The organism is Streptomyces rimosus, assembly GCF_008704655.1.
Classification (GTDB): domain Bacteria; phylum Actinomycetota; class Actinomycetes; order Streptomycetales; family Streptomycetaceae; genus Streptomyces; species Streptomyces rimosus.
Genome location: NZ_CP023688.1, coordinates 729,726 through 744,306 on the forward strand (window position 1 = coordinate 729,726; position 14,581 = coordinate 744,306).

Annotated in this window: 11 protein-coding genes and 1 pseudogene; 7 read left to right on the forward strand and 5 right to left on the reverse strand. The window is 67.3% G+C overall.

Annotation, left to right across the window (positions count from 1 at the left end; genetic code table 11):
* The first annotated feature begins 51 nt into the window (after positions 1–51).
* Positions 52–1,073: pseudogene (locus CP984_RS02805) on the forward strand (IS5 family transposase).
* 588 nt (positions 1,074–1,661) lie between these two features.
* Here the strand turns inward: CP984_RS02805 and CP984_RS02815 are convergent.
* Positions 1,662–2,228: a DUF5994 family protein gene (locus CP984_RS02815; protein ID WP_003979363.1), complete on the reverse strand. Its 567-nt coding sequence runs from the start codon at positions 2,226–2,228 to the stop codon at positions 1,662–1,664.
* Between the two features lie 387 nt (positions 2,229–2,615).
* Between CP984_RS02815 and CP984_RS02820 the strand changes: the two genes are divergently transcribed.
* The 5 genes from CP984_RS02820 to CP984_RS02840 all read left to right on the forward strand — a co-directional run bounded on the left by CP984_RS02820 (position 2,616) and on the right by CP984_RS02840 (position 8,963).
* On the forward strand, positions 2,616–3,086 hold the full coding sequence (locus CP984_RS02820) for a DUF5994 family protein (RefSeq protein ID WP_003979364.1): 471 nt from the start codon (positions 2,616–2,618) through the stop codon (positions 3,084–3,086).
* 1,099 nt (positions 3,087–4,185) lie between these two features.
* Positions 4,186–5,976 (forward strand): reverse transcriptase/maturase family protein, encoded by a 1,791-nt coding sequence (locus CP984_RS02825; protein ID WP_003979365.1) that lies wholly within the window; start codon positions 4,186–4,188, stop codon positions 5,974–5,976.
* A gap of 148 nt (positions 5,977–6,124) precedes the next feature.
* Positions 6,125–7,327, forward strand: coding sequence for an IS110 family RNA-guided transposase (locus CP984_RS02830; RefSeq protein WP_003979366.1), 1,203 nt, complete (start codon positions 6,125–6,127; stop codon positions 7,325–7,327).
* A gap of 209 nt (positions 7,328–7,536) precedes the next feature.
* On the forward strand, positions 7,537–8,091 hold the full coding sequence (locus CP984_RS02835) for a DUF5994 family protein (RefSeq protein WP_129820860.1): 555 nt from the start codon (positions 7,537–7,539) through the stop codon (positions 8,089–8,091).
* A gap of 593 nt (positions 8,092–8,684) precedes the next feature.
* Positions 8,685–8,963: a hypothetical protein gene (locus CP984_RS02840; RefSeq protein WP_129820861.1), complete on the forward strand. Its 279-nt coding sequence runs from the start codon at positions 8,685–8,687 to the stop codon at positions 8,961–8,963.
* 930 nt (positions 8,964–9,893) lie between these two features.
* Here the strand turns inward: CP984_RS02840 and CP984_RS02845 are convergent.
* Positions 9,894–10,601: a DUF4386 domain-containing protein gene (locus CP984_RS02845; protein ID WP_003979369.1), complete on the reverse strand. Its 708-nt coding sequence runs from the start codon at positions 10,599–10,601 to the stop codon at positions 9,894–9,896.
* Positions 10,602–10,657: 56 nt separating this feature from the next.
* On the reverse strand, positions 10,658–11,293 hold the full coding sequence (locus CP984_RS41070; RefSeq protein ID WP_003979370.1) for a DUF4386 domain-containing protein: 636 nt from the start codon (positions 11,291–11,293) through the stop codon (positions 10,658–10,660).
* A 626-nt stretch (positions 11,294–11,919) separates the two neighbouring features.
* Here CP984_RS41070 and CP984_RS02855 point away from each other — a divergent pair.
* Positions 11,920–12,339, forward strand: a complete 420-nt coding sequence (locus tag CP984_RS02855) for a spore-associated protein A (protein WP_371281515.1) — start codon at positions 11,920–11,922, stop codon at positions 12,337–12,339.
* A 734-nt stretch (positions 12,340–13,073) separates the two neighbouring features.
* On the opposite strand, the gene CP984_RS02860 is transcribed toward CP984_RS02855, so the two are convergent.
* Positions 13,074–13,559 (reverse strand): Asp23/Gls24 family envelope stress response protein, encoded by a 486-nt coding sequence (locus CP984_RS02860; protein WP_003979371.1) that lies wholly within the window; start codon positions 13,557–13,559, stop codon positions 13,074–13,076.
* Between the two features lie 200 nt (positions 13,560–13,759).
* Positions 13,760–13,942, reverse strand: a complete 183-nt coding sequence (locus CP984_RS02865; protein WP_003979372.1) for a hypothetical protein — start codon at positions 13,940–13,942, stop codon at positions 13,760–13,762.
* Positions 13,943–14,581 lie beyond the last annotated feature (639 nt).

The window sequence follows — 14,581 nt, forward strand, 5'->3', positions numbered from 1 at the left end:
GATCTAGGTGAGGTCCGGTGCGGTGTTCACTGGGGCTGGTAGAACTCGGCTGTGGCGCGTTTCTATGTGACGGATGCCGAGTGGGCTCTGATCGAGCCGCATCTGCCGGTGGCGGCCACCGGGCCGTTGCCGCGGCGGGTGCGGGACCAGTTCAACGGGGTGCTGTGGCGGTTTCGCACCGGCAGCGGCTGGCGCGATGTCCCGGAACGGTACGGGGCCTGGTCCACGGTCTACTCCCGGTTCAACGGCTGGGCCAGGGCCGGGGTGCTGCAGGGCCTGATGGACGCGCTGATCGCCGAGGCCGCCGCTCGGGGGCAGGTCGGCCTGGAACTGGTCAGTGTGGACTCCACGGTCGTTCGGGCTCACCATGAGTCGGCCGGGCTGGCGGTGGCCGGAGAGACGCTGGACGCCCTGGAGCAGGCACTGACCGAGGAAAAGCAGGCTCCGCTTGCGGTGCAGCCACCAGTGTGGCGGGTGATCCGGCGACGGCCTGTGCGGGCCCGGACCGTGCAAACGCGCCGCCGGCCCAGGATCGGGCGGCCTTGCGCCGGCGCCGCAGGGCCAGGGCGGGTGCCGCTCGGCTCGGCCGGTCCCGGGGCGGACTGAGCAGCAAGATCCACGTCGCGGTCGACGCCGCCGGCCTGCCGCTGTCGTTCGTGCTCACCGCCGGTCAGGCTGCGGACTGTCCTCAATTCCAGACTGTGCTGGGCGGGGTGCGCGTGCCCGGGCCTGTTGGCCGCCCCCGCACCCGTCCACGCGCCGTGGCCGCGGACAAGGCTTACTCCTCCCGGGCCAACCGCGTCTACCTGCGCCGGCGCGGCATCAGCGCGGTCATCCCGGAGAAGACCGACCAGCAGAACAACCGGAAGAAGAAGGGCTCGGCCGGAGGGCGGCCCGTCACCTTCGATCCCGAACGCTACAAACAGCGCAACACCGTCGAACGCTGCTTCCAGAAGATCAAAACCTGGCGCGGCCTGGCCACCCGCCATGACAAAACACCGCAGAGCTACGAGGCCGGGCTCCACCTCCGAGGGTCAATCATGTGGCTGAAACGCATCACTTCCCCCACGTGATCCGAACCTCGAACAGCTCCTAACGGGTCGGTCAGGGTCGGGGAAGCGGTCGAGGGCACGGCAGCGCGCAAGACGCGGATCCGGCCGGGCTGCGCGTGGAGCCCGGCTCGGGCATCGGCGCGACCGCCGGGAGGTGTGTGGGGGGCGCGGCGACTACGCGGGCATCAGCGCGGCTCGTCGGCCCTCGAACCCGTACGGGCACCAAGTCCCCGCTCACCGCCCGTGGCAGGCCCGTGGTTGCTTCCGCGAGAACCGCACGGCAGGCCCGGTCACAGGCCCGCCGCGTCGCGCTGTTCTTCCTGTCAGAACCTCCGGCCCTTGAAGGATCCGGTGGTCCTGCGCCGCGGGCGCAGGCGTCCGCGGCCTCCGTCCCTGTGGTCCCGGCGCGTGTGAACGGGGAGAGAGGCGGCGGTGACCTGCTGCGGCCGGGCCGGGTTGCGGGAGCCGCGGCGGTCCGGAATGCGGCGGCTGTATCGGTGCAGCGCGATCCGGTCGTTGTGCTGGGCGTTCAGAAGGTGGATCACGAATACTCCCAGAGCGATCATCGCGAGTATGACGGTGACGGTGAGGCCGGTGCCCATGGCCGTGTCACTTCCCGTCGGTCGTGGAAACGGGTGCGGCCATGGCGCCGCCCTCCGCTTCCCATGTCTCGGTGTGGCCCGGCGAAGCCGCCTCGGCAGAGGCCGTGGGGTGACGAGCCAACTCGGCCCCCAGGAGTTCGCTGCCGGTACGGGCGGTGTGCGGGTCCGAAGCGGCGTCCATGAGCCGTGCGGCGGCGGCCGCGCCGGTCTCCGGAGGGACGATCAGCAGGTCCCAGCGCCCGACGCGATAGGAGAGCAACAGGAGCTGATGCGGGTCCTGCTCGTCGGTGAACCAGCCCACCTTGATCACACGGCCGTTGGCAGGGATCTTGCGTGGCACGACCGGCCAGTGCGTCGGGTTGACCGTGATGCGCGTGATGCGGCCCCACAGCGGTTCCAGCTGTCCGGTCAGGGTGGGAAGTTCACGTGCGAGGTCGCGCGAGCGTGGCCACCAGGCGCCGTCGAGCAGCCCGGTGCGCGGGCCCGAGGGCTTGAGGGAGAGCCGGACCGGCGGGTGGCCGGAGGGGCTGACAGCCGGCGTGGCCGGCGGGGCTCGTTCGGTGATCACCGTCATGGTGTCGACCCGTCCCCGGACCCGGCGTGCTCGGCCCGGAACTTGGAACCGAGAGAGATACCGGCAAGGAAGCCGGTCAGGAAATGCTCTCGGTACCACCAGCGTACTCTGCCGGCAGTGCCAACCACGACTACCGTCGGCCGGAGCCCTGGGCACAGACCCTGACCAGGGAAGCGGTGGTTCAAGAGTAGGCTGATTACACCGAGGGCTCCTCGTACGCGGGCTCCGTTTCCCGTGTCGTTCTCGGCGAAGCACCATACCGGGGCTGCCCCAGGCGAGGACGCGTGATGACCACGAACACACTCGGTCCGCCGGTGATCGGCAAACGAGCCTCCGGCCATGGACGCCTCCGCGACTGCTGCAGCATTCGGGTGCGGACGGTGCGCCATGACCGTTGACCCTTTGCTGCCCGTGATGCTGTCGGACGGCGCCCGAGCCCACCAGGCGGGCCCAGGGATAGCCGTACTGAGAATGGAGACGACTCCTCGCCGCGACGGGACCTTCGACGGCACGTGGTGGCCGAGGTCCCGGCATCTGGAGACCGAGTTGCCCGGCTTGATACGCGTGTTGACCGAGCGGCTGGGTCCCCTCGCACGTCTCGGACTGGACGCGAGCGCCTGGGACGCGCACCCGCACCACTTGGTCGTCGACGGTCACCTGATCCGTATCGACTGGTCCGAGGTCGGCGACGGCACGATGCTCGTCACCCGCGGGCGGCAGGACATATTCTCCTTCCTGATGCTCCCGCCACAGGCCGACGCGTCCGCGGCACGCGCAGCCATGACCATGGCTGTCCAGGACGGCAACAGCACATCGGCCGCGGAGATCTTTGCCGCCACCGGAGTCGTTCCCGCTTGAGGAGCACAGCCCCGGCCTGCCAACGGCCTGCTCCGCTGCCGCAGAGGAGCAGGCCGGCGACACGGCGGACCGGTCGGAACCGAGCTGGGCGTGAGAGTGCTCGGTGCTGTCACCGCGACTACTGGGCCTGTCTCGTCGCACGCGATGGTCAAGGGCCGGGTCTGCGCGATGCAAGGCATGAGTACGGCGATACCGGCGGCCAATGGACAACCGTTGCACACAGTGGCGTGTTCCCGCACAGCGGAACGGCATCGCAGCGAATTTCGCTCCCTGCGGTATGGGGCTATTGCCTTCCCATAGCCGAAGAGCATGTAGCCGGTATACGCCATCGCGGAACTTCGTGGTGCAGCAAACCTGGGGATTTCGGCTTGTCTCCTCCCCCATTACCTTCTTGGTGGCCCCGCAATGGGGCGCTCGGCCTCCGGAGTTGGCATGACTGTCTCCCCCTGTCGAACACATGGCCTGGGGGGTGGTGTCACCGGTTCCGGAGGCATCGACAGACCGCTGATTAGGGGCATGACCACCGGCTTCTTCGCAGGTCCGGGAGGCTCTTCGTAATGTGGATGTGGCGGTGCGCCGTGAGGCGCTTCGTTGTATACCCGACTCAATCGGGAGGAACTTGGAGGAATGTTTCTGGGTCACCTGGCTTACCTGGACGTGAAAGCGCGAGGGGACAAGAGCATGCCAGGACTACGGACCGCCTGGAGGCGTCCAGGGCGGCGTCCGTCAGACCCGCGCGATATGGCCAAAGCTGGATTGCCTGAAGCCTAATCTCCAGCGGCGTGCACCACCGCCGTCGGTATGACGTCTGACACCGATACCCCACCCTGCCTGCCGAAGTTGCCGGTCGGCGGACAACCTCCGGGACGGGGAGCGTCGCCCAGCGAGGGCGGTCAAGGAGATGAGTGGGCGGCCTACGTCGCGCTCGATACGTACAGCGAGGACGTACCACGGGATCACCTACAGGGCGCGAGCCCCACGGTGACGGAGTGCCCGTAGTAGTCGCAGGAGTCACGACCTGCCGAGGGGGCCGGGAAAGCCGGGCCACAGGGCGAAGGGGCACAGGAGGTCAGGATATTCGGTTCGGGAGGTATGCGTAATGCAGAACGCCGAAACGGTACTGAATGTCATCCGGGAACGCGGCAGGAAGAACCTGCCGTTGGAGAGGCTCTACCGGCAGTTGTTCAACCCGCAGTTGTTCCTCAGGGCCTACGGCCGTATCCACGCCAACGCGGGTGCGATGACGCCGGGGGTCACCGGGGAGACCGTGGACGGCATGTCCCTGGCGAAGATCGATGTGATCACCGGCGCTTTGCGCACGGAGTCGTACCGGTGGCTGCCAGCCCGCCGCGTCTACATCGAGAAGAAGGGACGCACGAAGAAGCGGCGTGGTCTGGGTCTGCCGACGTGGTCGGACAAGCTGGTCGCTGAGGTGGTACGTCTGTTGCTTGAGGCGTACTACGACGTCCAGTTCTCTGATCGCTCCCACGGCTTTCGCCCTGGCCGGGGCTGTCACACCGCGCTTGCCGAGGTGACGACCTGGAAGGGAACGCACTGGTTCGTCGAGGGCGACATCTCCGACTGCTTCGGCAGTCTGGATCACGAGATTCTTCTCGGGATCCTGGGAGAGAAGATCCACGACAGCCGGTTCCTGCGGCTGGTCGGCCGGATGCTCAAGGCCGGGTATCTGGAGGACTGGCGGTGGAAGGCCACGCTCAGCGGAGCTCCGCAGGGTGGAGTCGCTTCGCCGATCTTGTCCAACATCTACCTGGACCGGCTCGACCGCTTCGTTGAACAGCACCTGCTGCCGGAATACAACCGAGGCGTCGTCCGACGGCGTCATCCTGAATACCAACGGGTCTCCGACCGGATCGCACGGGCTCGGCGACGCGGGGACACTGCGACGGTGCTGGAACTTCGACAACAGCAACGCCGCAGGCCCAGCCTCGACCCCGCCGATCCGGGCTACCGGAGGCTTCGGTATGTCAGATACGCAGACGACTGGGTCCTCGGATTCGCCGGGCCCAAGGCCGAAGCCGAGGAGATCAAAGAACGGATCCAGCAGTTCCTGCGCGACACGCTCAAGCTGGAACTGTCTGAGTCCAAGACCTTGATCACGCACGCCGCCAGCCAGCCGGCGTGCTTCCTCGGCTACGACATCAGGGCCCAGCGCAGTGACACGAAGATCTCCCGGGGACGCCGGGCAACCAACGGCGTCATCGGTCTCTACGTGCCACCAGCTGTGATCCGGCAACGCTGCGCGATCTACATGCGCGGCGGGAAACCCGTACGCCGCGGAGTTCTGATCCACGACAGCGACTACTCGATCGTGGTGAAGTACCAAGCGGAATACCGAGGGTTGGTCCAGTACTACCTCCTCGCCCAGGACGTTCACCGACTGGGCCGCCTGCGCTGGGTCATGGAGACTTCCATGCTCAAGACCCTCGCCAGTAAGCACTCCTGCTCTGTTCGGAAGGTGGCCCGCAGGCTCTATGCGACCACCGAGACTCCGGATGGTCCCCGGTGGTGTTTGCAGGTCACGGTTCCCCGTGACGGCGGAAGGAAGCCACTGGTCGCCACCTTCGGGGGCATCCCGCTCAAGCGGCAGCGCGCGGCGGAGATCCTCGACCGGGCACCGGCCACCAAGCGGAGCCGGGGCAACGAGTTGTTGCACAGGCTCCTGGCTGGCGAGTGCGAGATGTGCGGGAAGCGGACCGGACTTCATGTCCATCACGTCCGCAAGCTCGCCGATCTCAAGCGCCCCGGTCGGCCCGACCCTCCGCTTTGGAAGGTGCTGATGGCGAAATGGCGACGCAAGACCCTGGTGGTCTGTGAAGCCTGTCATCACGCCATTCATGCAGGTCGGGCCACTTCCTCAACCCGGAGATGACCACTGGAGAGCCGGATGCCTGGAAAGCGGGCCCGTCCGGTTCGGGAAGGGGCCGTCGGAAAAGGACCCGAGCCACGGGCACCTCGTCGGCGGCCTACTTCACATCGGTGCCGTGGGACGGCCGGGCGAGGACGACCGAAGGACGCACGTGATCGACATCAGCGGAATCGGCGCCTTCCTCGGCCTGGACGTCGGCAAGGGCGAGCACCACGCCACCGCCGTCACCCCGGCCGGGAGGAAAGCCTTCGACAAGCGCCTGCCCAACAGCGAATCCAAGCTCCGCGAGGTCTTCGCCAAGCTCAAGACCAAGCACACCACCGTACTCGTGGTCGTTGACCAGCCCGCCTCGATCGGTGCCCTGCCGCTCGCGGTGGCCCGCGACACGGGCTGCGAAGTCGCCTATCTGCCGGGCCTGACCATGCGGCGGATCGCCGATCTCTATCCCGGCGAGGCCAAGACCGACGCCCGCGACGCGTTCGTCATCGCTGACGCCGCCCGCTCGATGCCGCACACTCTGCGGGCGATTGAGCCCGCCGACGAGACGGTGGCCGAGCTGGAGATGATCGCGGGCTTCGACGACGACCTGGCCGGCGAAGCCACCCGCATCAGCAACAGGCTCCGTGGCCTGCTGACCCAGATCCACCCGTCGCTCGAACGGGTGCTGGGCCCGCGAGTGCAGCACCCGGCCGTGCTCAAGCTGCTTGACCAGTTCGGCTCGCCAGCCCTGATCCGCAAGGCCGGACGGCGCCGGCTGGTGAACCTGGTCCGCCCGAAGGCACCGAGGATGGCCGAGCGGCTGGTCGACGACATCTTCACCGCGCTGGACGAGCAGACCGTGGTCGTGCCCGGCACCGATGCGGCCACACTGATCGTCCCCAGCCTCGCCGGCTCGCTCCAGGCAGTGCTCGACCAGCGAAAACTCCTCGCCATGAGGATCGAGGAACTGCTGGAGTCCCACCCTCTTTCCAAGGTCCTGACGTCCATGCCGGGGATCGGCGTCAGGACCGGAGCACGGATCCTCATCGACGTCGGCGACGGATCCAGCTTCCCGTCCGCCGCCCACCTCGCCGCCTACGCCGGCCTCGCCCCGGCAACCCGGAGCTCGGGCTCCTCCATCCGCGGCGAACACCCCTCGCGCAGAGGAAACAAGCAGCTCAAACGGGCCTTCTTCCTCTCCGCGTTCGCCGCCCTGGCCGACCCGGTCTCCCGGGCCTACTACGACAAGAAAATCGCTCAGGGAAAACACCACACCCAAGCCCTCCTCTGCCTCGCCAGACGACGAGCCGACGTCCTCTTCGCCATGCTCCGCGACGGCACCCTCTACCACCCCAAGCCCGCCCCCACGGGTTGACGAAACCCATAGGGGCACCCCCCGTGTCCTGGCCACTGCTGTGCAGCAGACAGGGAAGTTTTCGACCGTTCGAGCCGCCCGTCCCGGGCCCTCGCCGGAGTAGGGTGAAGTAGCTGGGAACACTCCGCGCGCCGTCTCCACATCGGCGCCGTTCCCGGCGAAAGGCCATGCGGGGCGGCCGAAAACATCCCCGAAGGCAGGTTCGCGCCATGACGACGACCATCGGTCTCTTGCCGACTGCCAACATGCATGTGGCTCCGTCAGGGCACGTGTCGCTGAAACAGCCCGGCGCGCGCCGAGGACTGCTGGACGGCGCCTGGTGGCCACGCTCCCGTGGTCTGGCACACGAGCTTCCCGCCCTCATCGGTCTGCTCGACCACCGCTGGGGGCGGATCACCCACGTCACGGTCAAACACACGTACTGGCCGCTGAACCCGTGGAAGGTGCAGGCCACCGGCCATGTGGTGCACGTGGGCCGATTCGGGCGGGAGCAGGACCCGCGCATACGGTCACTGCTCACCTGCACCGTGGACCGCTGGAACCCAGTGATCATCCCGCCGGAGAGCGGCCCATCCGCGGCCGCACGGCCGGTGGCCGCCGCAGCCGATCCGCACAACCACGGCACGGCCGCCGCCCTGATCGCGAACGAGGACGCCCTTGGCCTCGGATGCCCCGACGACGCCGGGGAGAGTCACGGCGTCGCCGCGCCGCACCTGGGTGGGGTACCGGCCACCCCCTTCGGCTTACCGGCCCGGGCGCAATGACGACGATGACGGTCGTGCTCACCGTTGCCCATCTTCTCGTGTTGGCCGCAGCAGGGGTTGTCCTTTTCCGCGCACTCCATGCCCGGCCCACCCAATGGGTTGCCTCCTTCGAGTTCAGCGAGGTACCGCTCGGCCGTCGCGGCTGCAGCGCGAAGCCTCCTGAGGATTCGGCACGTCGAAGGGCGCGTTCTTGTTCCGGCCGCGCCACAGCGTCGACGGCACCGCCGAAAGCCCGTATTCCCGAGACATCGATGCCGGTAGCCTGGGGCGGGGCCGGGGCAAGGCCGGGGCGCCGCTGATCCGCGCCCGGGGCACCCTCCTCCTGCCGGCTTTCCCGGCCGCCTGACAACACTGCGGCCGAAACCTCTGCCGAGGCAGTGCACGGTGCAGAGGTCCCCCGGCTGCCTCGAAGAACCCGGGGCGGCCCGGGGCTCAGCAGGTCGTGGGTGCCGTGACTGGCGGGTATCCACCCAATTGGACGGCTCGGGAGGCAGACCACGATCCGTGCAGCCGGTATTCGAGAGTGGCGCGATCGCAGCGTCGTGGACCCGAAGGACTACAAGACAAGACCCGAGTACACGAAGCGGTCTCACGTGGGCACCACCACCGACAAGCGGGTCACGGCCACGGTCCGCACCGGGCTGCCCATCCGCTGCCTGTTGGCCTTCGCGATCCTCGCCGATGCACTTCCTGTGCTCGCGGACCAGCAAGCGGCCCGCGTCGGGCCAGCAGCCATCGGACGCGAGCCCCTCGCCGCTCAGGCTGACGGGCCAGCCCTGCGTGCATCGAGGTGGCCGCGTATCCGGTCGCGTGCCGCACGGTCGATCGCGATCTGCGCGGGCCGGAGCCCGAAGACCTTGGTATGGGTGTGAAAGAAGCCGGAGGTCTCCGCGAAACTGCCGTGCAGGTTGCCCAGTACCTCGCAGACGGCCGTCGGGCCGGCCGCACACACGGCCCGGGGCGGAGCACCGTACATCGCGAACGCCGTCGAACTCCGCGGCCCACAACGTCAGGATGGCGGCCATGGCGTCGCCGGACGGCTCACCCACGTGCCGGCCACGCCATGACACCCCCCTCGATGACAGCCAGGGCTCCGGGGGTGCTCGGCCCGAACGCGGGTAAGCCGAGCCCGGGCCTCCCCGGGTGTCACCAGACTGTCACTGGACAGGCTCCTCCACCGCCAGTGGTCTGTCACCCCTTGCGGCCCTGGCGTGAAGACACCGAAGCCGAGTATGAGCCAGTCCTCGATCACCGGCGACGCCAAGGCACGTGACGACACCAGGTAATCGACACATTCACAGGCGGGCGGCCCTGACGACACCAGGCAACGAGGTCCGCGGTGATACCGGATCGCCCCGCCCGGACTGGGGTAACGGGTACGGGAAGAGTGAGGGGCGCTCGGCCCGATCAGCTCTGCAGCCGGTGCGTGGGCAGTAATGACACCGGCACCGGCGACAGTGCGAGCCTCTTGGTCCTGACGTGTGGCGCGGGGCGGTCCTGCCGACGTGGGGGTTCGTTGCCGCGAAACCTGCGCGGATGAGGGACTGATGCACCGAACTCGCCGATGCATCACCGCCGACAAGGGCTGGGCATGTGCTCGGCATCGCCGGTTGACGAGCAGACGACGAGACCGGCGAGCGGCTGCCGATCCTGGGCGTCCCTGCCGGATGCTCCCCGCACCGACGACCGGGCTGACGGCAGGTCTGCGGGCCAGGAACGTGGCGCCTTGGCGCACCGCACCATCTGCTGCCCCGTCCCGCAGCGCCCCGGGGTGGAGCCACCCCGCCCCGCAGTTGCGTCGGTCAGGCCCGGGGTTCCTTCAAAGTGACGTTCCTGCCTTTGACCAGGAGCCACACCATCAGCAGGAACTCGCCGACAAAGGCGAACAGGGCAACCTCGGCCGCATAGCCGGCAGACAGCAGGGGGCCGAAGCTGTCCACCAGGTAGCCGAGTCCTGCGATCACGAGCAGGGGTCCCAGAACCTTGGGGACATAGCCTGACTCGTAAGCAAGGTACCCGAGTGTCAGCAGGTGGAAGGCGAAGAGAATGAGACCGGCGTCCCAGATGTCGTGGAAGGCGTCGATCTTCATCAGCGCTTCTTCATGCGACCGGCCTGCGCTTGACGCCCCAGGCCGCATGCTCCCCCGGACAAGCGAAGGCACTCCGGCCAGCTGACTCACGGCGACCATGAGCACCGCTGCGTACGCGAGCCTGAACCACGCCGCAAGAGCGGAGAGCCCCTTGTGTACTGGTGCGAAGAAGGCCAGCAGCGACCAGGCCACGATGACATCGAGAACGGCCACCAACGCCCAGGCGGCGACGCCGTAACGGAACGTCACCTCGGAAGCGCGTATATCGCGTGCTGTCCGTTCGACATCACCTTCAGTGACAAGGTTCTCCACTACGGTAAAATTCGCGAAGGTGGCGAGGGCTGCCATCGCCAGAATTCCGATGCCCGCGACCAGGGCCGCCCTGCGTAGGTCTCGGTTCGTCGGCTCCGAAGCCTCCATGCTTCCCTCCCGGGTGAATACCTGAACAGGACCCGGCTGCTCCAGGGCGACAGAAGTCACCCACGAGGCCCACCGGGCACCACTCCCGCACGACTGTCCTCCTTGCAGCCGACCGGGTCGACGGAACGCCAACCCCTGAAGATCAACAACAGCGGAAAAGCCATTTCGAACAGGCCGCCAGGAACGAGGAACGCGATTCCGGCGCCGGTAGCAAGGCTGACTGTCCCCGACATATCGGCCAGAACCCCTGCCAGCAGAGCGGCGTAGCCCGCGATCCCGAGCATCGACAGCCACCGGGCGACCAGCCCGGAGCGCAGCAACAGGTAGGACAGGATGAGGCCAGCGGAACCCGACAGGATGTAGACGAGCAGAACGTAGTCCTCGAATTGGTGTCGGCTCACCAAAAAATAGACCCCTACCGCGATGATCGCCGCGCCTTCCATGGCCCGGAGAATGAGGTAGCCCGCCGACAGGTTCTGCCCGTGTGGCTTGAGGACGGGGAACAACGCGATACCGATCACGGCGACCGCTGAAGCTGTGTACCACTCCAGAAAAACCCCGCCGAACAGCGTCTCGCTGCTTGGGGTGGTGTCGGAGAAGTAGGCATGTACGAGAGAACTGCCCGCGGCAAAGGTGACCGTCGAAGAGATGAAGAGCAGTCCCACGAGGATGGCAGTTTTTCTGTATGGCATGTGCGTTCTCCTCTGTGCTGCGCGCACGAAATCCGGGACGACGGATTTCGGTGACCGGTGTCGGCGTACCGGTCTCGATGGGGTTCGCCGAGAAGTACCAGCCAGATGTCTTCTCCCATGCAGCCTCAGACCCGTATCTTCCCGGGCAGGGAGTACGGGCGTCGACGGGGCTCCCTTCGGAAACCGTTGCGGCTCCGGCCCCTCGGGCCGGGTCCTTCGGAGCTTCCTCCCGCCGACGCCCACCCGCCAGGGTCCGCGCGAACCTCTTCCGGACAGCGGAGCATCCGAAGATCTCATCCTGGAGCTGTCGCCCTGCCCGCACGGCCCTGCCGGGCCCCGTCCCCCGCGCTTCGTGGACGGGAGGAGTACGCCGATCAGCGGGCCCGGCTTCGTCGGGATGCGGTGCCTGATGCACCGTCCGGTATGGCATCTGGGGCCGGAGTGTTCTCTGAGCCGGAACGTGCCGACGACGACGAGTTGCAAAGCACGGGACGCAACTGACCGGGGCTTCAACCGTGTCGTTACAGATGTAAGTGCCACCACGGGGGCCAGCCAAGTCGGCGGGGCGCCGGATGGTACACCGGGCATGGCTTCGAGGAGGACACACGATGCAACGTTGGGGACACATCCGATCGGCGGGGGCCGCGGTGGCACTGGCGGCTGGGGGCGTCATGGCAACAGCCACCGGGGCGGCAGCAGCTCCGGCCAAAGCCGCGGCCGCCTACAACAAAGCATGTGGCGCCGGCTACAAGGTCGTGAACCAGGCCGACATAGGGAAGGTGGGCACGTCCTACCTGACCTACAACGCCGCGACGGGAAAGAACTGTGCGGTGACCATCCGGAAAACTGCTGGTCCTGCTGTCCACATGTACGTCTGGGTCCAGCGGGACGACACGAGAGACTACGCCGATGACGAAGGCTATTACCGTTCGTACGCGGGTCCTGTCTACCTCGATGCCAAAGGCTACTGTGTCTCCTGGGGCGGAGCAATCGCGGGTGAGTCAGCCGGTAAGAGCGGCACCAACTGTGGCCGCATCGCCCGGTGAGGTGTACCAGCCGGACCTGATGATGCGGCGCAGAAAGAGGAGGCGACGGCCTCTTGCCCTTAGCGAACCTGGTTCTCGCCGCCACTTGATGGCGAATGTCCAGCCAATCCCCACGACCGGGCAAGGTGTTCTTGAATCCTTCCGACAAACGGTCGTGTTCCGCGCCTGATGTGATGCTCCGTACGTCTGAGCTGAACAGTTCTGTTTTCCGGATCTGTCAGGTTCGTGCTGTCCTACGCAACCGATTCTCTCCATGAACTCCCCAGCGCCGGCGAGATTGCCCAGGTTCTCCCAAGCGGTGCCTGCGCTGGGACACGAGGGGGAGGTCCCAACGGCAGCAGATGCTCCAGGGGCGATGCCCCGGGCCCGTGGTGGGTCCGGGGGCCAGCTCCGACCACCGTGACGTCGAGTCGGCCGGGGCCCTCGGCGTCGGTCACGAGCAGCACGGTGTTGTGCCCGACGACACGCACGAGGCCGGTTGGCACGGAGCGCCCTTGGATGGGGGCAGCCGTCGGGGTGGGGAACTGCCGCGCGCCGACCGAGACGCGCGCCCGGATGGTGGTGGCGAACTCGTGTGTGTCGGGCCCGAGCGTGCTGGGCCGCCCGTCGAACAGGACGTGGTGCGGGCTTGGCGTCCCGCGTACCGGACGTCCTGGAGGGCGGCGACGGACGGGAGGTCTTCGGCTCCGCCTCCTGACGGAACGTTTCTCCGTAGCGGAACTCTAAGCCGGTTGTCAGTGGACTCGGTCTTCGGTGTCTTCCGTGGTGTCGTCGGGCAGGTGGACGTCGTTGACGGAGATGTTGATCTCGACGACTTCCAGGCCCGTCATCTGTTCCAGGGCTGAGGTCACGTTATCGCGGACGTCGGCGGCGATGGTGGGGATGCTGCCCCCGTACTCGACGACCACGTCCAGGTCGATGGCTGTCTGCCGTTCACCGACTTCGACCTTGACCCCGCGGCTGAAGTTCGAGCCGCCGCCGGGGACTTTGTCACGCATCGCCCCGAAGGTACGGGCGAGGCCGCCGCCCAGTGCGTAGATGCCGGGCACTTCACGGGCTGCCATTCCGGCGATCTTCTCCACCACGCCGTCCGCGATGGTGGTCTTGCCCCGGGGCGAGGACAACTGGGCGGGGCCGGTCCGCCCGGATGGTGTCGTCGCGTTGTCCGGGCGGCGAGGCTCAGCGGATTTGTGCGTGCTCGGGCTGATCGGCTCCGTCATGCGAAGCCACCTCCTCAGGTGGTCCACCGGCTCCCATACTCCAACGGTCAGGGCTTTTCCGTACACCGCGAGTACTGGCCAACTCAGCAACTACGCAGGCTGTTAACGATGTCTCCGGGGCCTCGCACCCCCGTCCGGGACACCTGCGGCTGTGAGGTCCGGCCCGCTGTTCATGACGGCCCCGGACGACAGAGTCGCCACTACCCGGTGGGCGTGTCAGGGGCGGCCCGGGTCCCCTGGCGGATCGGGGTGCCGGCGTGGTGCAGGCTCTTGAGAACCTGCCGGTAGGAGGCGAACAGGCTGGCCTCCAGGTAATGGATGCCTGCCTCCTGGCAGTACCGGCGGACGTTGGGCTGCGCCTTGCGCAGATGCGGGCTGGGCACCAGACCCGAAAGACACGCGGACAGGAATGCCCAGCCAGAAAAGCACGACGCATCATGACCCGTTCAGCCCTGAGCACATCCGCGCCACCTGGAGCGGGACCGCGAGCGTCGAGGACGCCGCCCAGGCGTTCGGCTTGTCGAGGTCGAAGAGCTACGACCTTGTTCGCCGCGGGGGATTCCCATGCCGCGTACTGCCGATAGGCCGTACCAACCGCGTCGTCACCGCCCCGCTCCTCCGGGTACTCGAAAGCGGCGAGCCGGAGTACAACACAGCCTCCAGCGCAAGCACCAAGCCGTCTTGACCAACTGCACGAGGACGCCCCGCCGGAGCAAGCCAGCGGGGCGTCCTCGCATCAGATCCCGTCTACGCAGGCCCCCCGTCGCAGCAAGCCCGCAGGGCCCTCACATGTCACGAGCGATCACAGCCGAGTCACCAACCCCACGGACACCATCACGCCACAACGCTCTGACCTGGACTTACACTCTCCCCCTGAACCCACTGGACGCCCCTGGACGGCTTCTACTACATGCGCCATGTGGGACCGGTGCCCCTGTCAGCACCGAGCAAGATCCGGGCCAGGGGCGGTCCCACACGGGGTGTTGCCTGGCATTTCCAGCCATCTCTGCAGCTCAGAAGCA